The following is a 25,046-nucleotide window of genomic DNA, read 5'->3' on the forward strand; positions in this document are numbered from 1 at the left end:
TCCGAATGGTGCGGCGCCGATCCAGTGAATCGATTCACGAAAACCGGGTGGCACCGTCGTGTCGCTCCTCGCGATACGGTGAGGTCTGGCAGTATTTGCGACCCGGCTGTCAGACCTCACTCCCTTCTCTTCGACATCACACTCTGCCGCTGTTCGGGACTTGTGCCGGCCAGGCTCCCGTTCTAGCCTTGTGTCTTCGTGGTAGCAGGGGACAACCGCATGAACAGCAACCGGTCGATGAAGCGCCGAACGGTGCGAACCTGTCTGCAGGTGGCTGCAATGGCCGGGTTTTTCTCCTGCTTCGCCGCACCAGCCCAGGCCACGGTAGCGCCGCCGGACGCCTCGACGCCTGTTTCAGACCGGGCGGATCAGATCCATCGGGATGCCATTGTTATCGATGCCCATGCCGACATTGTTCTGCCGTCCACATCGTCCACCTATCTCGCGGCGGATGGCCTTTCAAAAGTCGATCCTGCGAAGCTGCGGGCCGGGCAGGTGGATGTGGTCGTCATGGCCGTTGCCGTGGGACCCGGGCCGAGGACGAGCGAAGGCGACGCGGTCGCCAAAGCTGAAGCCGAGGCGAAGTTGCAGGCGGTAACCCGGCTCGCTGAGGACGATCCGCTGATATCCATTGCCCGGACCCCTGCCGACATAACGGCGCTTGTAGAGGAGGCGCAGACGGCTTTGCTACTGGGCTTTCAGAATGCCAGAGCCCTGGGTGGCGACGTGGATGAGCTGGATCGCTTGCACGCGGCCGGTGTACGGGTTTTCGGTCTCAATCATCTCGGGCATAACGATTTTTCGGACAGTTCGCGTCCGGTCTTCAATGGCGAAACCGGGGAATATGAGGCTGACGAAGAGCATGGCGGCCTCTCCGTGCTGGGCCGCGCGGCGGTGCGCCGGATCAATCAGCTGGGCGGGATTGTTGACGTGTCCCAGATGTCAAAAAATGCGACCCTGCAGGCTGTTACGGTTTCGACCGCGCCTGTCATCGCGAGCCACAGTAATGTCCGGCAGCTGTCGAACGTCACCCGCAATCTTTCGGATGAAGAGATTGATGCCATCGGCGCGCAGGGTGGCGTCATCCATATTGCGGCCTTCGGCGCCTATCTGGTCGACCTGTCGGACCCGGAACTGCTGGCGGCGATAGGCAAGGTTCGGGAACAGGCCGGACTTCCGGAAGCCTGGTCCTATCCCTACGAGCTTTATTGGGAAATCGATGATCCAGCCAGACGCCAGTCCTTCCTGAGGGCGATGCGGCAGGTGATCGGACCGGGATCCGTCGAACGCATGATTGATCATATCGACTATGTGGTCAAACGCATCGGCATTGACCATGTCGGGATCGGAACCGATTTCAATCATGGCGGCGGTGTTGCCGGTTTTACCGATGCCAGCGAAGCCGGGAATGTGACTCGGGCACTGCTGGAACGCGGCTATTCGGAGCAGGATATCGCGAAAATCTGGGGCGGGAATTTTCTGCGCGTGTTCGCCGATACTCAGCGCGCCGCAAATCCGGACCGTTGAAATCCAAATGGCCCAAAAAAAACCCCGCCGACTAGGAACGGCGGGGCGCTTAGCCGCACTTTCGGGTCGCAATCAAGTGCCGCTAAATTTTGTTCTGGAATGCAATCCAGATGATGTTTTTCCGGAAGTGCAACCAGCTTCGCGATTGAAGATCATGGTTGCGAAATGTCGAATTGCCCCTCCGGCAGAATTTCTACCCAAAACGGGTCTATTCCAAAAAGATGCAAAAAGCGAGTCCCACCGACCCAAATTGTGCCAAAATGAGACAGGTTTTACATGAACATGCCGAAATATCGGCCGAAATCAGGACTTCACGTCGTCCTTCGGAACAGGTTTCCCCTCGATATCGATCACCGCTTCTGACGCCGGAATCTCTTCGGCCTCCCGCGACCGGTCATAGAGCGTCTTGGCAACCAGCGCCCCGCCGACCAGTAGCGCACCGGGCACCGAACGGGTCGCCACCCGGGCAGCCAGCAAGCCGAGGCCGAAATTGAGCAGTCCATTGCCTTTGCCCATTTTGCGGGCCTCGTTGCCGATCGCGGTAGTGAAAATATTTCTGACGAGTGACATGGACCAGCCTTTCGCAAGTTAGCCGTTTAGATCATCTGCTCAGGTTTAACATGGGTATCATAGGTATTTTCGTCAACAAGGCCCAGATCCAGTGCCGCATCGCGCAGTGTCAGGCCCTCCTTATGGGCATGTTTGGCGATTTGAGATGCCTGGTCATAGCCGATTACCGGCGCCAGCGCAGTGACCAGCATCAGCGAGTTGTCGACCAGCTCCCTGATCCGGGCTTTGTTGGGCTCGAGACCGGCCACGCATCGTTCGGCAAAACTGGACATGCCAATGCTCAAAAGCTCGATCGACCGCAGGATATTGGCTCCGATCATCGGTTTGAACACGTTCAGTTCCAGATGTCCCTGCAGGCCGCCGACTGTCACGGCCTGGTGATTGCCGATCACCTGTGCGGTGACCATGGTCAGCATTTCGCACTGGGTCGGATTGACCTTGCCGGGCATGATCGAGCTGCCCGGTTCGTTGGCCGGCAATTGCAATTCTCCAAGTCCGGAACGCGGCCCGGATCCCAGCAGGCGGATGTCATTGGCAATCTTTGTCAGCGCGACAGCCAGCACGTTGAGCGCGCCCGACAGCTCCACCATCGTGTCATGCGCCGCCAGCTCGGCATATTTGTTGGGAGAGGAAACAAATTTGAGACCGGTGATCTTGGCGATTTCCCGCGCGATATTGTCCCCGAAATTTTCCGGTGCATTGAGACCGGTGCCGACCGCCGTGCCACCCTGGGCCAGCTTCAGCAGGCGCGGCAGGCAATCCGCAATCCGGTCGCGGGCGGCCACCAGTTGTGCGGCATAGCCCGAAAACTCCTGGCCAAGGGTCAATGGGGTCGCATCCTGCAAATGGGTGCGGCCGATCTTCACGATGTCCTGCCATTGCGCCGATTTTTCCGCGATTGTGTCGTGCAGCTGTTCGAGAGCCGGAAACAGCTCCACTTCCAGGGCCAGCGCGGCGGATACGTGCATGGCGGTCGGAAAGCAGTCATTGGAGGACTGTCCGCGATTGACATGGTCATTGGGATGAACCGGATCCTTGCCTCCGCGCTGGCCGGTCAGGCGCTCGTTGGCAATTCCGGCAATCACTTCATTGACGTTCATGTTGCTTTGCGTGCCGGAGCCGGTCTGCCAGATGGTCAGGGGAAACTGTGTGTCATGGGCACCGGAACGCACTTCCTCGGCCGCTTTTTCGATCACGCCTGCAAGCTCGGGATCAAGTCCGTGGATCCCGTTAACCCGCGCCGCAGCCTGCTTGATCGTGGCCAGCGCGTGAATCAGCCGGATTGGCATGCGCTCGTGGCGGGGGAAGGGGAAATTGTCGATGCTGCGCTGGGTCTGTGCGCCCCAATAGGCATCTTCGGGGACGGCGATATCTCCGAGACTGTCGGATTCCGTGCGAGTTTGGGTCATGCCATGCTGTCTAGCACCAGATCGCCTTCGGCGTCATCCCGAACTTTGCGCCGGACTGTTATCGGGAAGCTATTTTTTCTTGCCGAAATCGAGGGTTATGACATTGGATCCGTCTTCGACCGCCGGTTCCTTTTCATCCTCGCCATCATTTTCCGCCGGCTCATGCTCATCGAGATCGCCTTCGACCTCCTCGACCTGAAATTGCAGGGCGAAATCCACGGCAGGATCAACAAAGGACGTGATTGCTGCGAAGGGAATGTGCAGCATCGAACTGATCTGGTTGAAGCTCAACCCGACTTCGAAGCGGTCCTCTTTGACCGAGAGATCCCAGTAGCGGTTTTGCAGGACAATGGTCATCTCGTCAGGGAACTTCGCGATCAGGTGATCCGGAATGTCCACTCCCGGAGCCCGGGTCTTGAACGTGATGTAAAAATGATGTTCGCCGGGCAGGCCTTCTTTCTCGACTTCGCCCAATACGCGGCCGACAACCGCCCGCAGCGCTTCCTGCACGATTTCATCATAGGGAATCAGACTGTCGGGGGCACTGTCGGTCATTTCCCATTGGTGGCGTGATCACGGGGCAGGGTCAAGGGGCTTTCGTTGAAATTGTCCGCGCCGGGCAGCGCGAATTTCTTGCCTGAAAAACTCAAGTCTTTATAGGCATCGTCCATGACCAAAGCGACGCGCAGCGCGACAATAGAGCGAAATACGAAGGAAACCGAGATTTTCGTCGAGGTGAACCTGGACGGCACGGGGACCTATGACGTGTCCACGGGCATCGGATTTCTCGATCACATGATCGAACAGTTTTCGCGCCATTCGCTGATTGACCTGACCATGCGGATCAAGGGTGATCTGCACGTGGATCAGCATCACACCACCGAAGACAGCGCAATTGCGCTGGGCCAGGCGCTTCAAGAAGCGCTCGCCGACAAGGCCGGGATTGTTCGCTATGGCAGCGCCTATTCCCCGATGGACGAGACATTGAGCCGCGTGGCACTCGACATATCCGGTCGCCCCTGGCTGACCTGGAATGCGGGTTTTTCCCAGGAACGGCTGGGCGAGATGGATACCGAGCTGTTCAAGCACTGGTTCCACAGTGTGGCTGATGCCGCCGGCATCACGCTGCACATGGAACTGCTCTACGGCGAGAATAATCACCATATAGCCGAAAGCCTGTTCAAGGGCTTCGCCCGCGCCATGCGTCTGGCGATCGAGCGCGACCCGCGCAAGGGCGATGCCATTCCCTCGACCAAGGGCCAGCTTGGTGGCTGAACGCATCGCGCTGATCGATTATGGCGCCGGAAACCTGCACAGCGTGCACAATGCCCTGCAGGCCGCCGGTGCGACCGGGGTGGAAGTCACCGCAGATCCGGATTTTGTCGCCAAGGCAGACCGGATCGTGTTGCCCGGAGTGGGGGCCTTTGGTGCCTGTCGGGATGCGCTGATTGCCATTGACGGCATGATTGCGGCCATGGACAGCCGGGTTCACACAGATACGGTCCCGTTTCTGGGGATCTGCGTGGGCATGCAATTGCTGGCGGACCGAGGCATTGAATTTGGTGAACATGCCGGTCTCGGGTGGATAGGTGGCACGGTCCAGGCGATTGAAGCGGCATCGGCAGACATCAAGATTCCCCATATGGGCTGGAATGACGTGGAACCGGTTGCTTCGCACGGTCTGCTGGAGGCGGGCGAAGCCTATTATCTGCATGGGTATCATTTTCGTGTCACCGATGAGCAAGACATATTGGCAACCACCGCCCATGGGGTACCGCTGGTGTCGGCCGTCGGCCGGGACAATGTCATCGGCGTGCAGTTTCATCCCGAGAAGAGCCAGGCTTACGGCCTGTCCTTTCTCCAACGCTTTCTGGAGTGGAAACCATGATTGTTTTTCCCGCCATCGATCTGAAATCCGGCGAAGTGGTGCGACTGGCCGAAGGTGATATGGACCGGGCGACGGTCTATGGCGACAATCCCGCCGAGCAGGCGGGGCTTTTCGCGCAGGCGGGCGCCGAACATGTCCATGTTGTCGATCTTGATGGCGCCTTTGCCGGAACGCCGAAAAATGCTGAAGCGGTGGAGGCGATTGTCGCCAGTTTTCCGGGCTATGTGCAGCTTGGCGGCGGGATCCGTGACCGCGAGACGGTGGAACGCTGGTTCGGGCTCGGTGTCGCCCGGCTGGTGATCGGAACGGCGGCGCTGAAGGATCCGGAATTCGTCAGGGACATGGCGAGGGCATATGAAGGTGGTATTGTCGTTGCTGTTGATGCGCGTGACGGAATGGTCGCCACCGAAGGCTGGGCCGATGTGTCCGAAGTCGAAGTTATCGACATGGCGCGGCGGTTTGAAGATGCCGGTGTGGCCTCGGTGCTGTTCACCGATGTCGGCCGCGACGGCCTGCTGACCGGATGCAATATCGAGGCGACCGTGGATCTGGCGCGGGCGGTGGATATTCCGGTGATCGCCAGTGGCGGGGTCAAGGGTCTGGATGACATCCACATGCTCAGCCAGTTTGCCCAGGATGGCATCGAAGGCGTGATTACAGGGCGCGCGCTGTATGACGGCCGGCTTGATCTGGCGACAGCGATAGCGATGGCCAATCGATGAGTTTCAAGAAGGGATCGACCACTAGCCGGTTTACGGCTCCGGAAATGAGAATTTGGTTGTCCTTGGCGATTCTCGGGTTTTCTCAGGCGACATGGGGTCTTGAGAAAGGGCTCGGCGCCATCATTGTCTTTCTGGCGAGTGACTTTCTGCTGATAAGAATTCCCATAAAACGGCGCACAAATCTGCGGCTAGTAACGAGATCGATTGCACTGTGCCTAGCTTTCATTGTGCCAGTTCTGATCAATATCGCAATTGGGAATTGGAATTCTTATCAATGCGGGAAGTCAGACAGCTGTCAATTTCTTATCGTGGAGGAAAATTTGTAGAATGACCGTCCGGATCCGAGTCATACCTTGTCTTGACGTCGCCGACGGGCGTGTGGTCAAGGGCGTTAATTTCGTTGATCTGCAGGATGCCGGCGATCCGGTTGAGCAGGCGCGGGCCTATGACCGGGCGGGCGCCGACGAGCTGTGTTTTCTGGATATCACCGCTTCGCACGAAAAACGGGACACAATCATTGATGTCGTGCGCCGGACGGCGGAAGTCTGTTTCATGCCGGTTACGGTCGGCGGCGGCGTGCGCAGTGCGGATGATGCGCGGGCGCTGTTGATGGCGGGAGCAGACAAGGTGGCCGTGAACAGCGCCGCCGTCACGCGTCCGGAGGTCATCAGCGACATTGCCGGACGCTTTGGCAGCCAGTGCATGGTTGCCTCGATCGATGCCCGGTCTGTGGAGCCGGGCCACTGGGAAATCTACACTCATGGCGGCCGCAAGCCGACAGGGGTTGATGCGGTTGAACATGCGATCCGGCTGGCGGAACTCGGGGCAGGGGAGCTACTGGTCACGTCCATGGACCGCGACGGGACCCGAGATGGCTATGATCTCGAACTGACCCGGACGATTGCCGATGCCACGTCGGTGCCAGTGGTTGCCAGCGGCGGCGTGGGAACGCTCGATCATCTGGTTGACGGTGTAAAGCAAGGCCATGCCAATGCGGTCCTCGCGGCCTCGATTTTCCACTTTGGCCAGCACAGCATTTCGGAGGCGCATGCGGCATTGCGCGCCGCGGGACTTCCGGCGCGTCACAGCTTGCCGCCGGCCTGATCCAAATTGGTACAGAATGTCATAATAATCTGTTAACCATCTAATTTAACAGAATATTAACTCCGTTTTCCCATTAACGGTTTGGAAACCAGTTCCGGGACGTTGGGGGGAATGATGATGCGCAATATGATGGTTCATGTGACACTGGCAGGTCTGGCGACGGTTCTGGCAACGCCGGCGCTGGCGATTTATCCGGCGCAGCAGCAAAGCTCCTACGAGAAACCGCGCAAGGGCGGCTCCTCCAGCTATGGCGGCAGTTCCGGCAGCATCAGCTCGACCTCCACCGGGGGTTCCACGTCCACTTCTACCGGCGGATCGTCTTCCAGCGGCGGTTCCACGTCGACATCGACGGGTGGCATCTCCACCTCAACCGGCGGGGTTTCAACATCCACCGGCGGTGTTTCGACATCTACCGGCGGTATTTCGACCTCTACAGGGGGCTCTTCGAGCTTTGGCGGTTCTACCAGCTCTTCGTCATCATCCTCGTCTTCCTCCAGTTCCAGCAGCTCGAGCAGTTCGAGCAGCAGCTCCAGCGGCGGTTCAACCGGAGGCCATCCGGGCGGTTCCACGGGCGGCACACCAGTTCCCGAACCGGCGGTCTTTGTGCTGTTTGGACTGGGTGCTGGTGGCCTGGCCGCAGGGCGCCTGATTCAACGGCGCCGCAAAAATCGCGACTGACATTCTCTGCAGATAACTCGAGATAATACATCAGAAGATCTATCTATCTGATTGTAATATAACGTCCATTTGGATCATATAGTTAATGTCGGATTAACTTACACAATCCGGTCCCTGTTACATTCCGTTAACCACTGAAACACCTGAAACGGCTCCCAAAACGTGATTTGGCAGCGTTTTTGCGTGCCTGACCATTGCGGGTTTTTTGGCTGTTTGGCCAAAAATAAGAGTAGTGGAATGATTTTGTCCAGACTTTCGGTTGTGGCCACAACCGCCTGCATCCTTGTCACCGTTGCTGCTCCCTTGAGCGCCGGACAAGCTGCTGCCCAAAACGTCACGAAAACGGACCATGCTGCCAGCGCAGCTCCAACTGCGGCACCCGCTGCGGAACAGGACGGCACACCCATTCCCGAACCTTCCAATATCATCATGCTGGCGCTCGGCATTACCGGGCTGGTGGTCGGTCGCTACGCGGCGAAGAGGCACCGCGACGGCAGGTAGCGCGAGATATTCAGTTAGCCGCGCGAAGCATTTATGTTGTCGTCGTGGCGGGAAAGGGTCGCAAACGGGGGTTTCAGCGGCCCTTTTCTTTGTCTGTTCGCGGGCGGCCCGGAGGGAAAATTGGCAGATATTGTGCAAAGGCTTGACCTGCGGCTTGTCCCGCGCGCAAAACCCGCAGGATGAGCGATATCCTTGAAAATCTCGAATCCACCATCCGGCAACGGCGCGATGCCGATCCATCGGCCAGTTATGTCGCCAGTCTCACGGGCAAGGGGCGCGCGAAAATGGCTGAGAAACTGGGCGAGGAAGCGGTCGAAGCCGTGATCGCGGCAGTGCAGGATGACAAGGCCGGCATGACCGGGGAGGCGGCGGACCTGGTGTTCCATTTGCTGGTGCTGCTCGCCGACATGGATCTTTCGATAGACGACGTTCTGGCGGAACTGTCCCGACGGGAAGGCCTGTCCGGGCTGGATGAAAAAGCGGCACGAAAGGGCTGACAAATGGCGATTGATGCGACCGAAGCATATGATGACGAGAATATTTTTGCGAAAATCCTGCGGGGGGAGATCCCGAACAAGACGGTCTATGAAGATGAGCATGCCCTGGCCTTTCACGACATCAATCCCCAGGCACCCGATCATATCCTCGTGATACCCAAGGGACGCTATGTCAGCTGGGATGATTTCTCGGCCACGGCAAGCGAAACGGAAATCGCCGGATTCGTCCGCGCGGTCGGCCATGTGGCCCGGACTGCGGGGATGGTCGAGCCTGGCTACCGGCTGCTCGCCAATATCGGAAAGAACGGGCATCAGGAGATCCCGCATCTCCATGTCCATATTTTTGCCGGGAAACCGCTTGGCCCGATGCTTTCGAGAGTCTAGGTACAATTGCAACAATCCGCAGAGACGGAACACAAAACTGAGGGAGTTGATATGGCAGGCGCAGTTGCACCGGGTGGCGAAGGATGGTCCTCGCGATGGGCCTTTATTCTGGCAGCGGTGGGCGCGGCCGTGGGACTGGGCAATATCTGGCGCTTTCCCACGCTTGCCGGCGAAAATGGTGGCGGCGCCTTCGTCCTCGTCTATTTTGGCTGCGTGGTATTGATCGGCTTGCCAATGGTCCTGTCAGAAGTCCTGATCGGACGGCACGGGCGCAGTGATGCCTATCACAGCGTGATCAAGGTAGCGGAGGATTCCGGTGTCAGCCGCAAATGGGGCCTGTTTGGCGGTTTTGGCATTTTGGGGGCCGGGGCGATCCTGACCTTTTACAGTGTCGTCGCCGGCTGGGTCCTCTATTATGTTGGTGTGATGGGCGCGGATTTTCTCGGCGCGCTCTTTTCCGGCAATCCCATGGCGGGGGCGCTGGCCGCGGAATCGCCAGAGACCATTCCCACCAGGATGACCGATCTGTTTGCCAATAACTGGCTGCTGCTGAGCATGCACGTCCTGTTCATGGGCGTCACCATCTGGATCGTCGCGCGCGGCGTGACCGACGGCATAGAAAAAGCCGCCACGATATTGATGCCCGCCTTTTTTGTGCTGCTGGTGATGATCACCATCTACGGGGCGTTTACCGGGGAATTCGCCAGGGCGCTGGCATTCCTCTTTACCCCGGACTTTTCCAAATTGTCGCCCTCGGTGATCAACGAGGCGCTCGGACAGGCGCTGTTTTCGATGAGCGTCGCTTCGGCTGCGCTGATTACCTATGGCGGCTATGTCGCGAAGGAGACGAAGCTGGCGCCGACCGCCGTGATGATCGGTCTGACCGACACCGGGGTGGCGATACTTGCCGGTCTGATGATTTTTCCGATCGTCTTTGCGGTCGGACTGGATGCGGCCGCCGGACCGACGCTGGTATTTCAATCACTGCCCATCGCCTTTCACACCATGCCGGCCGGATCGCTGGTCGGGCTTCTCTTCTTCGTGCTCATCTTCTTTGCCGCTCTGACCAGTTCGATATCGCTGCTGGAAGCCGTCACGGCCTGGGCGAAGGAGAAAACTGGCTGGAGCCGTCCCAAATCGGCGTGGATTGCCGGCGGCGTGATCTTTCTTGTCGGAGTCGCCTGTGCGCTCTCACTGAACATCTGGTCTGATGTCCGGCTGTTGCCGTTCTGGCCGCTGTTTGCCGAGGCCAATATTTTCGACACGATTGATGGTCTGGTCGGCAAGGTGCTGCTGCCGCTGACGGCCCTGCTGACATCGATATTTATCGGCTGGAAAGCGGACAGGAAGCTGGTCGAGGCGGAAACCGGACTGTCGGGCGGAATGCTCGGCATATATCGTTTCCTGATCGGCTGGGTGGCACCAATAGCGGTCTTCCTGATCCTGCTCTTTGGCCTGTTCCCGCAGCTTTTGGGATAAGGCGCAATATGGCTTCGTCGGAATCGAAAGATTGCCCGCTCTGTTCAAAACCGGAGTCCCGGCAATTCGCACCCTTCTGCAGCGCCGGCTGCAAGGATCGCGATTTGCTGCAGTGGCTGGGGGAGGGTTACAAGGTGCCCGGACCGGCGGTTTCACCTGACCAGCTGGCGGACCATCTGCATACGGGATCAGGTCAAGAAAACGACTCCTGAAATCTTGCGAAAAATCGGCCATTTTGGACTGGACAATCCCTGCATGTGCCGCCTATAGCGTCGCTTCTTCTTTGGGATACACAGCTTTGTATCCCTGATTGCCCGAGTAGCTCAGTTGGTAGAGCAAGCGACTGAAAATCGCTGTGTCGGTGGTTCGAATCCGCCCTCGGGCACCACCTTTTTCCTAAATTTCCTGTGTCTCTGAACTCTGCGCACTTTTGTGCAATTCTTCCCTATAATTCCGTGGCTTAGCCCGTTGAACCGGTGCTACTCCGCAACCAGAGACCATTTGTCAGCTGCCGGATCGGGTTAAAATGGCCGAGTGTCTCGATGGCCCGAAACGCTGGCACCGGATGCACTTTTGGTTTTAGATGGTTTTCGGCTTCAGTTGAGGCCGAGAAGCTCGCGCTGTGCTTTCCAGCAGAGCGGCACATTGCCGATGCGCAGGATCTTGCGACCGGTAAGATCGATCGGTTGCGTGCCATCGACAATGGCACTGATTATATCAGGAGCGAGATAGCTGATGCGGGCCAGCTGTTGAATATGCCTCTGACTGTATTCTGAGATCATTGAGGACGGTTTTCCGCGTATAAGAATATCTTGAGCTGCAAATGCATGAGCAACCAATCGCAGCAGCACGGGATCGGGTTGCCGTTTTGAGCTGCCGTTCCCTGGCGGGATCGCTAGTTTTACTTCGGATCCCTTGCACACCAGTTTGGCATCAATGGATACAGATGTCGGTCGATCCTGACCTTCGGGTCTAAATATCAATTCTACCGTTGAAGCTTTCACCTGCACCTGGACTTGCAACTCTGTCAGTATTGCGCGCTGTTTCTTGATCGATAAATCGGGCAGGGCGCTCGCAATTTCCTGTCGGCTATCAAGTTGGTCGGACAGTTTTTGCGCAGTTTCGTCTCCTATTGCATCGGTGCGTTCCAAATTCTGAACAACTGCATCAACAACCAGCCGCTCAATCTCTCCTGCTGGCATCCGCCATTTGGTCGATTTGTCTCCCGGTTGAGTTCGGGTGACATAATAGCGATATTTTTTTGATCCCTTGCTCGCATGAGCTGGTGTCATTGGCTTTCCGTCGGGATCGGTGATCATGCCAGTCAATAAACTGGGATTGCGGCTTTTCTTACCCAGCGCATTGTCTTTGCGGTTAGTGCGAAAGATCGACTGGACCAGATCAAACAGCTCTTGCGAGATTATGGATTGGTGGATGCCTTCATATACCTCATCCTTGTGTCTCATTTTGCCAACGTAGACAGGATTTTGCAGGAGATGCGTGAGCGTACCTGTCTTGAAGAAAATGCCGCCAACCTTCTTTCCGGTCTTCCATTTCCGTTCTCTGGTCTTGATGCCTTTAGCAGCCAATTCGTCGACGAGATGGGGTACGGATTTAATCTGAGCATATTGCTCAAACATATGGCGGACCGTTGCTGCTTCGGACTGATTGATCACCAGCTGGCGATCGACAACATCATATCCGAAGGGCACACCACCTCCCATCCACAAGCCCTTCTTCTTGGAGGCAGCCACTTTGTCGCGGATCCGTTCACCTGTGACTTCACGTTCAAACTGAGCGAAGGACAGAAGCACATTCAGGGTCAGCCGACCCATACTGGTCGTAGTATTGAATGACTGGGTGACGCTGACAAAGCTGGATTCATTTTCATCCAAGATTTCAACGATCTTGGCAAAGTCAGCAAGACTGCGCGTCAGCCGATCTACTTTGTATACGACAATGACATCGACCTTTCCCGCTTTCACATCATCCAACAATTGGGTGAGGGCAGGCCGATCCATATTGCCGCCTGACCAGCCGCCGTCGTCATAAAGCTCGGGAATAGCCTCCCAGCCTTCGCTGGCCTGGCTCAGGATATAGGCTGCACATGCCTCACGCTGCGCATCCAGACTGTTGAAATCCTGCTCCAGACCATCCTCGGTTGATTTACGGGTGTAGATGGCGCAGTGTTTTTTTGACTTTGCTTCACTCACTGGCTGAGACTCTGGGTTTGTATTCGCTGCGCTTCCTTAATCCGAAAAAACGCGGACCCGACCAGTGAGCCCCGGTTATCTCCCGGGCAATATGGCTAAGGCTGGCATAGTGACGCCCCTCAAACTCAAAACCATCATCGCAAACCAGGACGTGATAGCTTTTGCCATTCCATTCTCGGACAAGACGCGTGCCATTCTTTAGAGATATGGCATGAGTAGGACCTGCCTTACCCGTCCGCTCGATACGTTTCTGCAATCGCGCAATTTCTCTCTTTGTTGCACCCGTCAGGCTTCCATGAACACGTTCCTGCAACCGATTGGCGATCCCGCGCCTCAGCAGATCAGGACCGATATCGGGGGCTGGGGATCGATAAGTATCCCGCCACATCGAACGTAGCTGTGCAGGAGGCATGGCCATGAGCGCAGCCAACTGTTGTTCGAGCCCGCTCATTTTGCAACCTGCTGTACCTTTTGATCGGGCGCCCGCGTAATCCGGTAGATCGTGGCTTCATCGCCTCGTTGTTCTCGTGCGAGCACAAATCCCTTTTTGCGTAGGCCGGTGAGGAAAGCACGCACACTGTGCTGCTTCCACTGCGTTGCTTTGCAAATCTCATCGATACTCGCGCCTTTGCCGCGCTTCAGCAACGCAATGACTTTTGCGGATTTGGTTTGTGGTTTTGTGGTTGCCATCTTGGTTCTCCAGCTTGGCGCTGGAGGATCCAGCGCTTCCACTGACCCGAGCCGCGGATCGCTTATTGGCGCGGGCGGCGTGTCGTCGTGTTTGTGACGACACCAACAGCAATGCTCGAACGAGCATTGAAGTCCAGTCGTTTATTCGAAATGTTCGAAAAGCTGCATGTGGACTTCCCGGCGAGCGCGAGCATGGGTAGGGACATGGCCGATGATGACGAAATTGATCCTGCCAAAGTGCGCTCTGGACTATTTGCGCTGATCACTGCAAGGCTTGAGGATGCCCATGAAATTGCAGTGAAAGGGCAGGCAACCAAAATCAGTGTTCAAGATATCGGCGATCTGGTCGTTGACCTCCGTTCGGCGTTAGATGAGACAACCATCCACATCGACGCGATCAAATTGATGAATAATCGTTAGCGTCGGTTTTTGGGCCGTTTGCGGACCGTCTTCTTTGCAGCGGCGGCGGATTGAGAGCTGCCTTGCCGTTTCCAACGCAGTTGCGGACCTTACTGCGAAATCGGGAGGGGACGGTCGTTCGAAGCACTCTACGTTTGCTTGCACGCCTCCAATCCTTCCAAGCAGCCATGCTCCATATTCCAATCTGACGACTGAAATTTAGCACTCTTGGTACCGGAGCCAAGGCCAACGGGATTGTCTTCAGGTACCTCAGTGACTCAAAATTCTGGTATAGAAATGATCAGAAAGTTTGGAGTGAGACATGGAAACCAATAAACACAATGCAGCAATTTTGAGGTGCGAGGAAGTACTGAGACTTAAACATCAGTACAATTCTGAACGTCAGATCTGGCCAAGTGAAAATAGTGTCATAGAAGTTATGCTGAAGAGGCGTCCGGAGCTAGTCGACGCCTATAGTGAGCTTTGCGAGAATCTAAATGATCGGCCCGAAGCGCTGGAATTGTTCTTTGATCGATTGTTCAGCATTGCGATCCTCTGGAGGCCTGAACAGTCGGCAAAGATGCGAGATGATCGCAAGCAGATCGACAACCTAAACATGGTGATCGCCGATAAAGCAGCTGAAGTCGCAAATTTGATCCGAGAACGGGAAGCGCTACATGAGAAGTCAGAGTTCTACAGCCGTACTCACTATCACATTTGCGATGTAATCGAGGAGGCGGGGAAAGATAACGTCCTATTTGAACACTGGGTCAAAGAGGAACTGGAGGTTTTAACTCACAGATTTGGCCTCAAGTATTGGCCCCACTTGGGTCAAATTATCGACGTAATTGCAATGGATGCACGAGAAGCTAAGGCTACACCAAATGATCAGGTTACTGCAGCAGCGACTAGCGGAACTCGATCATCACGTGCCGACTTCTTCAAAGCCCTGCTTCAGTCTTTGAAAGAAGCTCAAGAATACAGCAGCTTGCAGCTTCCTGAAAAATTTAACCTCACTGATGACACGTTGGCCTCACTAGCAAATTGCGCATTGGATATCGGACCGGATGATTTGTTTGATGCGCCATATGTCAAAAGATTTCGACAAAGGGAAAGAGAACGCGCTAGTCGTACAGGCGTCCTATAGTTCCTCAACCCAGATTCTCTTGCTTTCGTCGAAGGGTCGACCTTCCTAACCGAAAGAATTGAATGTTTGGGTCGTTAAAGGTCCTTCCGATTTCCGCCATCTTTGCGCGTGAGTAGACTTCCGTTGGGTTCATCACCGTGATTTGCACTAGACGTTCTCAATTTTTGTTTGTGCCTACACCTTAAAGTCGTAGATATTGGATATGGCAGACCGGGATGATTTCACAGCTGCGACGAAGCGCAGGATCGCAGAACGCGCCGGTTATATCTGCTCGCATCCCACCTGCGGTCGGATGACCGTTGGCCCTTCTGAAGATCGCGCGAGTGGGATCACAATGACGGGTGTTGCTGCTCATATTGTTGCGGCCGCCACCAAAGGTCCGCGTAGTGACGCGACGCTCTCTGCGTCGCAAAAAAGCGCTGCGTCAAACGGGATATGGATGTGTGCGATCCATGGCAAGTGGATCGATGACAATCCCTCGATTGCAACTGTCGAGAAGCTACACGAATGGAAGGCTGCGCACGAGGCGGAGATCAGTGCCTGGGTTGAGTATGGCCATTCCGGCATCTTCAAATCATGGGATCGTCTCGCTGCGCTGACCCGAGACCAACGCGATACCATTGAGACCAGTCTACCGAATGGCCATGCGGTGATCCGCGACGGTAAAAAGCTGCTGGCGGCACTGGAAGCTGCTGGCTCCTGTGTTGTCAGCGGTGATTCCGGCGTCGGGAAGTCTGCCTTGGTCAAAACGATGCTCGACACACACTTTCCCGACGCGCGTCAGGTCTGGCTCGGCCCGGAAGCACTTCAGGCTGCGTTGAGCGAAGCCGAACGTGGCCGGCTGGAACTCACCGCGCCTCTTGCCGACTTGCTCAAGGCGACAACCAACTCGCAAAACATCTTGGTTCTGGATGCGGTCGAGCGGGCTGATGCCATAACCATCTCCCGGCTCAGCGAGATGGTGCTCAGTCTCGTCGATCATCGCTTGAACGGCGACAGGAGCTGGTGGGTTATCGCCATTGGACAACGCGCAGGCTTCGAGGTGCATCTTGACCCGCTAGTCAATGCGCTCGGTGGCAATGCCATCGTCGTCTCAGCCCTAGAACCAGAGCAAGTCCAAGAAGCACTCCAGAGCATTCCAGCCCTAGCTCAGCATGCCTATGACGATGCTTTGGTCGCCGTACTAGGCAATCTTCGTGTGCTGGCCTGGATCATCGCTGCCGGGTCTTTATTCGCTGGCGCCGATGCGGGTCGAATGGCGGCGCGCTCGCAGATTGCCGACCGGCTTTGGGCACACTGGACCGGCGGCGATCCTGACCTTCACAGCTTCATGATCGCATTTGCCCTTAGAGACGCGGAATATGAACGCAGCTTTGCATTATCGGGCCTCAGCGCAGCTGAACGCTCCGCCTGGAAATCCGGTCGCCAGCAAATGCCATTGAAGTTGAGTGATCGAAACAGACTCAGTTTCGAGCACGACTTGGCCTCCGATTGGGCACGCTATCAGTTTTTGAAGGAAATCACTGATGAGGTAAAGAGATGGGCGGCGCTCGCCAACCAGCCCTTATGGGTCGCGGCACTTCAAATGTTTGGTCAATATCTTTTGCGTGAGCCCGATCAGGCGAATAAAGGCTGGGATTGGGCATTCGCTGCCGCCCAGTCAGCGAAGCTTACGGACGCTGTCGACGTATTGCTGGACGCACTGTGCCTTGACCCATTTGCAGACAACTATCTAACCGCGCGAACCAGCCTGCTTTTCGCCAACAATGGCAAGTTGCTCGATAGGCTGCTCGCGAGATTCATGCATATCGCAACCGTTCCAGAGCAGTCGCTGGTCGGTTCACTCGATTCAGACATTGGACTCTACGCCGAGGCCGAGATGCGTTCGCCGATCTGGGCATTCTGGTCGCCACTGATACGCTTCCTTGTTAAACATCGATTAGAGATTGCTCCCTTCGGTTCGAGGATCGTCTCGAAAATCTGCCGGTTTTGGCTGACTAAGACTCCTACACGCATCAACGATAATCTTGTGCTTGGTCGTGCCGGGATAGTGGAGCTTGCTATCGAAACAGCGCGCGTCGTTCAGATTGAAAATATTGTCTATTCCCTTCACGGGGGGGGCTCGGACAAAGAAAGTGAGCTCTTCACGGCTGCTTTGGCTGGTGCCGAAGACAATTTGGAAGCGGTAACAGCGTTTGCGTTAGAGATGGCTCGCCGCAAACCGTTGGGAGAAGAGGTACAAGCCAAGGTCGACGTGCTAAAGGCGGAAGAGTGGAAGCGCCGTGAAGAGGCAAAGAAGCGAGCCTCGCAACCCCGGTCGAAAGCGACTCCATTCATACCGATATCTAGCCCCCGCAAACTTCCTCCTTGGCCACTAGGCCCAGAAGGGCGCCTCAACGAGGCTTTCCGGAGGGCTGTGCTGAGAGATGGAGCGCTGGGTCCGCTCATGAAGGTTGCACCAGAAATCGCAGCGGAGGTTCTCCTAGCCTGCATTGTCGAAGATATTCCTGTCGAGGAAATGAGGGCCATGAGCCTAGATTTTCGCTTGGGCCTAAACTGGAATCATGACGACCGCCCAGTTCTCTACTGGAACAGTCCATTTTTTCCTTTTCTGCTGCAGTCTGCAAAACCCGCGCTGGTCGCTTTGCTGCAGCTCGTGCAATTTTGCACCGAGCAATGCGCCAAAGAAGAATACAACAATCGCTCTGCGCCGATACGACTAGTCTTGATAGATGGTACAAAACGAGAGTTCGTTGGCGGTTCACAGGTGCTCGACTGGTCGCACACACGGCGTGCCACGAATAGTCAGCTTTTCTCAGCCTTAGACGCTCTTGAGCGCTGGTTATGGATAAAAATCAATGCAGGCGAAAATGTTGAAGATCTGTGCACTTTTTTGCTTGAGCGGTCCGGCTCTACGGCTATCCTCGGTATTCTGGCCGATTGCGCGAAGCTCGACCCACAGTTGCTTCGCGGCCCGCTTGCACCGCTCCTAACCTCTCCATTTCTAATCTTGAACGACGAGTACCGCTTGAACCACCGCTTTGGCCATGACGCGTTTACTTGGTATCGCGCCGGCGAGAAGATTCGTGAAATCGGACTTGAATGGGAGCATGCAGAGCATCGCGTAATATCACTCAAGCAGATCATCCGCGATCTGAGGCGGCGTGACCCGGCGTTTGATAATGAGGCCAAAAAGGCCTTCACGGCCTGGCCCGCAGCAGAAAACGAATTTGACCTGCGTCTGCGCGTACTGGTGGCGGAACTCGACCCCGTGAACTGGCAGGAGGAACCCGACGCCGAGGGCCAGATGGTCTGGGCCTTCCGATATCCCGAGGACATGGCAGCTGAGATCGAAGCCCTTCAACCGACTCAACCTGATAAACCCAATCTCGCCATGGTGCTCCGAAGTTTAGAGCAGATGCTCGGTACGATGCTGAGTGCAGAACAATCGTCAGAGCTCTACGGTGCGCTGGATGAGCGGGATGACCTAGATCATTTCGATTCTGTCGAACGGAGCATCATCGAGACAGCAATTGCGGCACTGTTGTTTGCTCGTGCGGGCGAGTGGGTGACAAGGGACACAGCTGTCGCGGAAAGACTGAGCTTAGCACTCGAACGTTCCATGCCCCCTTTAGAAGACATACAGGAGCCGCTGGACGACTGCCATGATTATGGCCCAGGCCTCGCCTGGGCATCGGTGGGTGCTATTTATGCCAAAGCTCTTGGCTATGGATCGCCTGATCGTTGGGATGGAATCCTAAGTTATGCCCTGGCGACAGGCGAAATCAGTATCGTTCGTACCATCACGGCGGCAGCTCGGGGCCTTCGCGATGAGCTCGGCCTATCTTATAACGCGATCATCGAGGTCGCCGTCTTTGCTGCCGTGTTGAATGGGTTGTCTCCACGATATCACGATGAACCTGGGTCCATTGAAGTAATCCTTCGCTGGCGCCGTCGCTTGGCCCTTCGGTCCCTCGTTGCAAGCAAATGTCCCGCAACCTTCGATCTTGTCTCACTAGCCCAACGCATCGAGCGGCTTTGGAAGAGCCGCTTCCGTCGATCCTCCGGGCAACAGATGAATGAAGATGGTCACCGCAATCTGCATCGACGCTATTCGTTTGGCATGGGCACGCAAATCCTTGCTGCTACCTTTGACTGGGCGCTTCAAGAGGAGATATCTCCCTCGACCGATGAGTACGCGGAACACCGTCGGGTAATCCGCATGCTGTGGGATTTCGTGGAATGGCGGTTACGCGATGATCCCTATAAGCCACTCGACGAGTATGACGGTTTTGATCGTGTTGATGACTTTGGCCTGGCTGTTATTCGCACGATAGCGGCGCGTATTCCGATGGGCAATGCTAGCGAAAGCCGGATACTTTGGGAACCTGTATTGGCGCTTGGCCCGCGTGGCGAGTTCACGCTTGAGCATATGATTGATTGCCTGTTCCTGCGTTTGTACAAAAATGTTGATCCGGCAAACTTCATTGCCAACTGGGACGCGATGCTTGCGTTCGTGTTCACTCCAGACTGGCTAAAAGGAGGCAAATGGTGGCAGGGCCGCAGTATCCTGCGACACATCTTAGGGATTGATGCCGCACATCAGATCGCCAGCAATTCGGAGGTCATGGCGCATGTCAAAGCGCTCGCATCCTACTACGAAGCCTTCGCATCAAGTCATATCGCGCATGACGATAGCGCGCTTGCTTCGTTTGCGAACTTCTTTGCCTCGACCGCGGGATCGAGCCTCAGAATCGATGCAATCCGCTGGATCAAGAAGGCGTTAGATGAAGACCAGTCCAAGCTTCGGGGTAATGCCGGGTCGGCGCTCGCTGAATTGGCTCAGGCCCTGCTGGCAGAACACAGCGTCGAGCTTATTGCCAATCGTGACTCTCGCCAAGCTCTGAACAACATAATCGGCCGCATGGTCCGGGACCAGGTACCCTATGCACTCACCTTGCAGGATCGCGCTCGCGCTCTGCGGTGAACGCACCTCAAATAGAGATCTGCTAGATCAGTTGCATACACTGCATGACGACTGCTTCCGGGATCAACTTTTAGGCTTCTGAACGTCGTGAACTGGGGCGCAATGCGGACTTTAGGAAGCGGTTGATAATTTATCTTATGTTGAAGGGGAGAGGTGCAGTGTGTCCGCTTAATCCCGAAAGCGGACATTCCAAAGAGCATATCCCACGTCCCAAACTGTGGGTGAAAGCGAACATTTGCAAAGCCCGGCCTAAGTGCAATCAACCTAAGCCAGCGGAGACTTGCCGCGCAAACTGGGCGCTGATTGTCACAGTCCATCCTCAGTATTGTTGGATCGCCTATACTCCTGGCGAAAATTGTCGAAAAAGAAGTCGGTAAATTTGCGCGTCGCTGCAGAACGGTAAGGGGTTGGAGGGAACACGGCAGAAATCGTTCCAGATGGCAACGCAAATTCTGGAAGTATGTCGATGAGCTTACCTGTCTCTAACGCGTTGACGACTGCGAAATCTGGCATGTTTGCTATGCCACCACCGGCCTTGGCGACCGCCAGTACGGCCTGTGTCGTGTCTCCGCTTACAGACGGCTGAAAAGTTATGTCCCGTATCTGGCCCCGCTCGTCGGTGAAGGTCAGTTTGGAGCGAGTCTTTAGCGCTCTGTTCTCGATGAATGGGAGGCGTGCAAGATCGTCAAGCGTCTGCGGCATGCCGAATGTCTCAACAATAGATGGGGCCGCAATCATGACCTGAGAGAACCCGGTCAGTTTCCGGGCAGTGTTGGCGGAATCCTCCAACCAGCCGACGCGAAAGGCGATGTCGAACCGTGCTTCTACCGGATCGAAGCGCGTATCGCTTAGCGTTAGATCAATCGCGAGAGCAGGATAGAGAAGGCTGAACGCTGCAACGGCAGGCGCAACATAGGCAATGCCAAAGTCAAGCGGTGCCGTAATGCGAAGCTCTCCTGAGGGCTCATCGCGACCTTTCCTTACGAGATGAAAAGCATCTTTCGCTTGCACAACCGCGACGCGGGCTGCCTCATAGAAAGCCTCTCCCGTCTCGGTCAGATGGAAATGCCGGGTGTTTCTAAGAACAAGCGTCGCCCCAAGGTCATCTTCCAACAGTTGAAGCTGCTTGCTTACAACCGCTTTGGACACCCGCAAGCGAGCGGCTGCTGCGGTAATTGTGCCTTCCTCGGCAATCGCCACGAAGTAGGCAAGCCTATTCAGGTTCTCAGACATGTATGCCGTCTCCGCTTTGAAAGCACTGCTATGAACGCGCCTTAGATCGTCATCTTTTAGTTGACTCTGATTATACAGAGTTTGCCTTTCAATGACAAGTTGGGGCGCTTAGATCTACCCCAACAGTTGAAACACACTCAGGAAAAGGCAAAAGCAATGTCCCGTCGGTTCACATACATCTACGATACATTCTGCGGTTGGTGCCGAGGCGCGCATCCCACAATTGCCGCGCTGATCGAAAGCGGTGCCGAAGTGGAGATGCTCCACCTACACCTTTTTCAAGGCGCAAAAGCCCATCGTATGGCTGATGGTTTCGGAACAGTGGCGCTCGCACATGACAAACGGGTCGCCGGGCTGTCCGGGCAGGACTTTGATCAGCGCTACGTGGATCAGGTGATCCAATCGCCCACTGAAGTTCTGGATTCGACGTTTACTGCTTGGGCAGCGGGATTGGTGCACGATCACGGTGCAGCAACGGAAATTGCGCTTGCGCACAATCTACAAAACCAACGCTACATCGATGGCGTATCTGCGCAAAACCGCTCCGCCGTTGAAGCGGCTATTGTGCGGTTCGGAGTGAGCGCAGCCCTTGAAGAGGGCGCGGAAACCGCTGGTCAAACCGCAGCGCGGGCCAGAGCGACCCTGGCAAGTCTGAACCTTCGCGGCGTCCCGCAACTGATACTCGAAGAGAACGGACAGCGAAACGCCCTCTCGATCGCTGATTTCTACAAATCTCCCACCGCTGTGACCGCTTTGGCCAGCTAAACCGCTAACCCATGACGGAGGACCGACCATGAAAAAGATTACAGACCTCTACGCTTCCTTTCGACGCCTTACTGTGCCGACCCAAATTTGGATGATGCTTGTTCTTGCGCCGGCAAACTTCCTGACACTTGCGCTTGTCGATGGCCCACTCGGCTTCATCATTCCACTCCTATCGATGCTTGGCTTCATCCCCAACCTTGGCATTGCCTGGGTGCAAAACGGGTTTTCCGCTGCGATGGCGCTTCCTCATCTCGTCTTCTGGACGCCACAGGTTCTGATCCTAGGAGCCTATTTCGCTCAGACCCCTGCAAACTCGAGCTTCACCCATATCGCCTATGCGCTGATCTTTGTCGTAAACTCGATTTCGCTGCTGTTCGACATCCGCGAGACCGCAAAATGGTTCGGCGGACAAAAGAGCATTGCCTAACCCCATCGCTTTCCAACCATCTATGAAAAGGAGACTTCCCAATGACTAGACTTACCAGACACACCGTTGAAACCGCACCCGAAGGTGCAAAAGAGACACTTGCACAGACCGAAAAAACCTTCGGCTTCGCGCCCGGACTGTTTCAAGTGATGGCTGGCGCACCACAGCTGCTTCAGACATACAATTCCATTCACCAAGCCTTTCAAAAGACTAGCTTCAATGCCAGAGAGCTGACTGTCGTCTGGCAAACCATCAATGTTGAGCATGAGTGCACGTATTGCGTTCCGGCGCATACCGCGCTTGCAGGCATGATGAATGTAGATCCAAAGCTAAGTGAAGCGCTTCGAAACGAGGCACCCTTGAATGATGCCAAGTTGGAAGCCTTGCGCATCTTTGTACTTCTGGTTGTGCGTAATCGCGGCCACCTCACAAATGCTGACCTGGAGGCATTTTATGCCGCTGGATATGGCGAGCAGCAAGTCCTCGAGGTCATCCTCGGCGTAGCACAAAAGGTTATAAGCAACTACACCAATCACATCGCTCAAACACCGGTTGATCTTGCGTTCACGAAATTTACGTGGACCCGAAGCAGCGCTGAGGCGGCTTGAACTCTGTTGCGGCGAGAGGGGCAGGCAACCTCTTGCCGCAGCACAATTTTAACACTGCCGGATGGCGCCCGACGGGCCCAATCCCAAGCTGGTAGCTAATTGTAAGGAGATGATTATGGCGAGCTCTTCAAAGGAACTAATTGAGAGAATTTATGCGGCGTTTGCGGCAGGAGATATCGAGGCATTCACGAACGCGTTGGCGGTCGACGTTGTATGGAACGAGGCGGAAAACTTTCCATACGCGGATCGAAATCCCTATCGCGGCATCAAACAAATCATGGAAGGCGTTCTTAGCCGCACGGCTGAAGACTGGGATGGGTTCTCCATCCAAATGAACGACATTGTCGATGGCGGGGATCGGGTCGTGACAATGGGACGCTACAGCGGAATGCACAAGAAAACAGGTAAGAAACTTGACGCACAAGCCGCCCATGTTTGGACGGTTAAGGACGGCAAAGTTGTCCGCTTCCAACAGTATATTGATACACTCACCACAGCCCGCACAGTGCAAGCGAGTTGAATCGAGCCGTCATACGTCTTTAACTGGGTCGCCATCTGAATGTCAGCTTGCATCGAACTAGTATCCGATTTTGCGCCCAAAACGGACACTGATCCCCTTCCCTGCACAAATGCATTAATTACCTGATTTTGTTCGAGAATTTCCTACTTTGTTCTTTAGGAAATTCGTCATGAAAACTCGCAGAAACACAACGCTCCAAGCAATGAGATTCCTCCGACACAGCCCAAATTTGCAAGATTTCTCTATAAATTCCCGCGGAACAAGGAATTTCGCCGCCCAGACCGGTTCACTGAGGATTGCAACCGTCATCACACAATTTACTCTTTTATATCTGTAACTTATCTTAGATTTCGGCGCGGTTTTATCGCATCTTTCTGGGGACTTGCGTACCCGAAAATCGGTGCTTCAAACAGACAGACTGTATCGGGCGAGAGTTTGAGCGAAAACAACTGTGCTATTAGGGGAGACCAGATGTTACGTCTGCTCCACAGGCTAAAGTGGGCAAGGGTTTGGATTGATATGGCGGACCATGTTAAGGCCAGAGGGTGCAAGCATCTGTTCAATAGCGCGTCTGCATTTCATCTGCTGGCATATATAATATCCCATCGAAATGTAGAGCTAATCTTGGGGTACCCCATCGGTTCATGGATCATCTTTGCCAACCGGTCAGGGAGTTGCCATATGGCCGGACCGCGGGAAACTGCCCGCAAGAAATTTACGGACCATTTCCTGAATCACCATCGCCATTTCGTGAATGGCGGGTATCAAGGGCATAGCCGGTTTGGATCAACGCGGGAACAGCGGGAGCAGAAACATCCGCACACCTAGAAACTAAACCCATTCTCCCGAAGCGGCCTTGAAGGCCTTTACATCGAACTCGGACCAGACACCCTTTGAAACGAATGGATCGCCATCGAGGAGCTGCAACGCCGCTCGGGCGCTGTCAGCCTTTACGATTATCAATGATCCTGCGCTGTCCCCATTACCGTCGATCAAAGGCCCCGCCACGGCAATCGAGCTTGCGATCTGACGAAAATGATCAAGATGACCATCACGATATTGCTTGCGCGCCGCACTTCCGCCCGGATTGTCATGGGCGACGATGGCAAATAGTTTCTGCGTCATTGATTTGTTCCTCAAGATGATTCCAACAGGCAACTGCATATTTCCCAATTCATTTTGGGCCCGCATTATCTATGTCATGGTGAGGGTGGATGTGATGCAGACCAGGCCTGAATACTCATCAGGCGATAATTAGGATCAAAAAGTTGCCGTGACCGAAAATCGTTCGCTTACCC

The 25,046-nt window shown here is 55.4% G+C and carries 26 protein-coding genes, 1 tRNA gene and 1 pseudogene; 19 read left to right on the plus strand and 9 right to left on the minus strand.

Annotated features, from left to right (window positions below; all coding sequences use genetic code 11):
- Window positions 1-219: 219 nt before the first annotated feature.
- On the plus strand, window positions 220-1,527 hold the full coding sequence (locus BUQ90_RS08475; protein WP_074204569.1) for a dipeptidase: 1,308 nt from the start codon (window positions 220-222) through the stop codon (window positions 1,525-1,527).
- A 303-nt stretch (window positions 1,528-1,830) separates the two neighbouring features.
- On the opposite strand, the gene BUQ90_RS08480 is transcribed toward BUQ90_RS08475, so the two are convergent.
- The 3 genes from BUQ90_RS08480 to BUQ90_RS08490 all read right to left on the minus strand — a co-directional run bounded on the left by BUQ90_RS08480 (window position 1,831) and on the right by BUQ90_RS08490 (window position 4,061).
- Complete coding sequence (locus BUQ90_RS08480; RefSeq protein WP_074204570.1) at window positions 1,831-2,097, minus strand: hypothetical protein; 267 nt, start codon at window positions 2,095-2,097, stop codon at window positions 1,831-1,833.
- Between the two features lie 26 nt (window positions 2,098-2,123).
- The gene (gene fumC / locus BUQ90_RS08485; RefSeq protein WP_074204571.1) at window positions 2,124-3,506 is read right to left on the minus strand and encodes a class II fumarate hydratase; all 1,383 of its coding nucleotides are present in this window, start codon (window positions 3,504-3,506) and stop codon (window positions 2,124-2,126) included.
- A gap of 69 nt (window positions 3,507-3,575) precedes the next feature.
- Window positions 3,576-4,061, minus strand: coding sequence for an SspB family protein (locus BUQ90_RS08490; protein ID WP_074204572.1), 486 nt, complete (start codon window positions 4,059-4,061; stop codon window positions 3,576-3,578).
- A gap of 114 nt (window positions 4,062-4,175) precedes the next feature.
- Here BUQ90_RS08490 and hisB point away from each other — a divergent pair, with 114 nt between their 5' ends.
- The 4 genes from hisB (at window position 4,176) to hisF (ending at window position 7,220) form a co-directional block, all read left to right on the plus strand.
- A complete protein-coding gene (hisB, locus tag BUQ90_RS08495; protein WP_074204573.1) occupies window positions 4,176-4,781 on the plus strand; it encodes an imidazoleglycerol-phosphate dehydratase HisB in 606 nt (201 codons plus the stop codon).
- Complete coding sequence (hisH, locus tag BUQ90_RS08500; protein ID WP_074204574.1) at window positions 4,744-5,394, plus strand: imidazole glycerol phosphate synthase subunit HisH; 651 nt, start codon at window positions 4,744-4,746, stop codon at window positions 5,392-5,394. The genes hisB and hisH overlap by 38 nt, the downstream gene beginning before the upstream one ends.
- Window positions 5,391-6,116, plus strand: a complete 726-nt coding sequence (hisA, locus tag BUQ90_RS08505; RefSeq protein ID WP_074204575.1) for a 1-(5-phosphoribosyl)-5-[(5-phosphoribosylamino)methylideneamino]imidazole-4-carboxamide isomerase — start codon at window positions 5,391-5,393, stop codon at window positions 6,114-6,116. Before hisH ends, hisA begins: the two co-directional genes overlap by 4 nt.
- Window positions 6,117-6,443: 327 nt before the next feature.
- Entirely contained in the window at window positions 6,444-7,220 is a 777-nt protein-coding gene (gene hisF, locus BUQ90_RS08515; protein ID WP_074204577.1) for an imidazole glycerol phosphate synthase subunit HisF, read from the plus strand.
- 245 nt (window positions 7,221-7,465) lie between these two features.
- On the opposite strand, the gene BUQ90_RS17865 is transcribed toward hisF, so the two are convergent.
- Window positions 7,466-7,789, minus strand: a complete 324-nt coding sequence (locus tag BUQ90_RS17865) for a hypothetical protein (protein ID WP_074204578.1) — start codon at window positions 7,787-7,789, stop codon at window positions 7,466-7,468.
- Between the two features lie 13 nt (window positions 7,790-7,802).
- Between BUQ90_RS17865 and BUQ90_RS17870 the strand changes: the two are divergent.
- From BUQ90_RS17870 to BUQ90_RS08550, 7 genes and pseudogenes are all read left to right on the plus strand, one after another.
- Window positions 7,803-7,898, plus strand: a pseudogene (locus BUQ90_RS17870) (hypothetical protein); the annotation flags it as partial.
- A gap of 237 nt (window positions 7,899-8,135) precedes the next feature.
- A complete protein-coding gene (locus BUQ90_RS08525; protein WP_074204579.1) occupies window positions 8,136-8,399 on the plus strand; it encodes a PEP-CTERM sorting domain-containing protein in 264 nt (87 codons plus the stop codon).
- Between the two features lie 179 nt (window positions 8,400-8,578).
- A complete protein-coding gene (locus BUQ90_RS08530; protein ID WP_074204580.1) occupies window positions 8,579-8,896 on the plus strand; it encodes a phosphoribosyl-ATP diphosphatase in 318 nt (105 codons plus the stop codon).
- 3 nt (window positions 8,897-8,899) lie between these two features.
- Window positions 8,900-9,280, plus strand: a complete 381-nt coding sequence (locus BUQ90_RS08535) for a histidine triad nucleotide-binding protein (protein ID WP_074204581.1) — start codon at window positions 8,900-8,902, stop codon at window positions 9,278-9,280.
- Window positions 9,281-9,331: 51 nt separating this feature from the next.
- Window positions 9,332-10,759: a sodium-dependent transporter gene (locus BUQ90_RS08540; RefSeq protein ID WP_074204582.1), complete on the plus strand. Its 1,428-nt coding sequence runs from the start codon at window positions 9,332-9,334 to the stop codon at window positions 10,757-10,759.
- 8 nt (window positions 10,760-10,767) lie between these two features.
- Window positions 10,768-10,971: a DNA gyrase inhibitor YacG gene (locus BUQ90_RS08545; protein ID WP_074204583.1), complete on the plus strand. Its 204-nt coding sequence runs from the start codon at window positions 10,768-10,770 to the stop codon at window positions 10,969-10,971.
- A gap of 100 nt (window positions 10,972-11,071) precedes the next feature.
- Window positions 11,072-11,147: transfer RNA gene (locus tag BUQ90_RS08550), tRNA-Phe, on the plus strand.
- 208 nt (window positions 11,148-11,355) lie between these two features.
- Here BUQ90_RS08550 and BUQ90_RS08555 read toward each other — a convergent pair.
- From BUQ90_RS08555 to BUQ90_RS08565, 3 genes are read right to left on the minus strand one after another with little or no spacing between them, the layout of a single operon-like run.
- A complete protein-coding gene (locus BUQ90_RS08555; protein WP_074204584.1) occupies window positions 11,356-12,972 on the minus strand; it encodes a recombinase family protein in 1,617 nt (538 codons plus the stop codon).
- The gene (locus BUQ90_RS08560; RefSeq protein WP_074204585.1) at window positions 12,965-13,423 is read right to left on the minus strand and encodes a DUF2924 domain-containing protein; all 459 of its coding nucleotides are present in this window, start codon (window positions 13,421-13,423) and stop codon (window positions 12,965-12,967) included. The genes BUQ90_RS08555 and BUQ90_RS08560 overlap by 8 nt, the downstream gene beginning before the upstream one ends.
- On the minus strand, window positions 13,420-13,662 hold the full coding sequence (locus BUQ90_RS08565) for a DUF3489 domain-containing protein (protein ID WP_074204586.1): 243 nt from the start codon (window positions 13,660-13,662) through the stop codon (window positions 13,420-13,422). The genes BUQ90_RS08560 and BUQ90_RS08565 overlap by 4 nt, the downstream gene beginning before the upstream one ends.
- Before the next feature lie 87 nt (window positions 13,663-13,749).
- Here BUQ90_RS08565 and BUQ90_RS08570 point away from each other — a divergent pair, with 87 nt between their 5' ends.
- The 3 genes from BUQ90_RS08570 to BUQ90_RS08580 all read left to right on the plus strand — a co-directional run bounded on the left by BUQ90_RS08570 (window position 13,750) and on the right by BUQ90_RS08580 (window position 20,195).
- Window positions 13,750-14,082 carry a hypothetical protein gene (locus BUQ90_RS08570; RefSeq protein WP_159437071.1) on the plus strand — a complete coding sequence of 111 codons (333 nt, stop codon included), beginning with the start codon at window positions 13,750-13,752 and terminating at the stop codon, window positions 14,080-14,082.
- Window positions 14,083-14,383: 301 nt separating this feature from the next.
- Complete coding sequence (locus BUQ90_RS08575; protein ID WP_074204588.1) at window positions 14,384-15,208, plus strand: hypothetical protein; 825 nt, start codon at window positions 14,384-14,386, stop codon at window positions 15,206-15,208.
- 202 nt (window positions 15,209-15,410) lie between these two features.
- A complete protein-coding gene (locus BUQ90_RS08580) occupies window positions 15,411-20,195 on the plus strand; it encodes a hypothetical protein (RefSeq protein ID WP_143182766.1) in 4,785 nt (1,594 codons plus the stop codon).
- 306 nt (window positions 20,196-20,501) lie between these two features.
- On the opposite strand, the gene BUQ90_RS08585 is transcribed toward BUQ90_RS08580, so the two are convergent.
- The gene (locus BUQ90_RS08585) at window positions 20,502-21,428 is read right to left on the minus strand and encodes a LysR family transcriptional regulator (protein WP_074204590.1); all 927 of its coding nucleotides are present in this window, start codon (window positions 21,426-21,428) and stop codon (window positions 20,502-20,504) included.
- Window positions 21,429-21,584: 156 nt separating this feature from the next.
- Between BUQ90_RS08585 and BUQ90_RS08590 the strand changes: the two genes are divergently transcribed.
- From BUQ90_RS08590 to BUQ90_RS08605, 4 genes are all read left to right on the plus strand, one after another.
- Window positions 21,585-22,193 carry a hypothetical protein gene (locus BUQ90_RS08590; RefSeq protein WP_074204591.1) on the plus strand — a complete coding sequence of 203 codons (609 nt, stop codon included), beginning with the start codon at window positions 21,585-21,587 and terminating at the stop codon, window positions 22,191-22,193.
- A 28-nt stretch (window positions 22,194-22,221) separates the two neighbouring features.
- A complete protein-coding gene (locus BUQ90_RS08595) occupies window positions 22,222-22,620 on the plus strand; it encodes a hypothetical protein (protein ID WP_074204592.1) in 399 nt (132 codons plus the stop codon).
- A 41-nt stretch (window positions 22,621-22,661) separates the two neighbouring features.
- A complete protein-coding gene (locus tag BUQ90_RS08600; protein WP_074204593.1) occupies window positions 22,662-23,228 on the plus strand; it encodes a carboxymuconolactone decarboxylase family protein in 567 nt (188 codons plus the stop codon).
- Between the two features lie 115 nt (window positions 23,229-23,343).
- Entirely contained in the window at window positions 23,344-23,748 is a 405-nt protein-coding gene (locus tag BUQ90_RS08605) for a nuclear transport factor 2 family protein (RefSeq protein ID WP_159437072.1), read from the plus strand.
- 831 nt (window positions 23,749-24,579) lie between these two features.
- On the opposite strand, the gene BUQ90_RS08610 is transcribed toward BUQ90_RS08605, so the two are convergent.
- Window positions 24,580-24,873, minus strand: coding sequence for a YciI family protein (locus tag BUQ90_RS08610; protein WP_074204994.1), 294 nt, complete (start codon window positions 24,871-24,873; stop codon window positions 24,580-24,582).
- Window positions 24,874-25,046 lie beyond the last annotated feature (173 nt).

It is taken from the genome of Parasphingorhabdus marina DSM 22363 (assembly GCF_900128895.1).
GTDB classification, from domain to species: Bacteria; Pseudomonadota; Alphaproteobacteria; order Sphingomonadales; family Sphingomonadaceae; genus Parasphingorhabdus; species Parasphingorhabdus marina.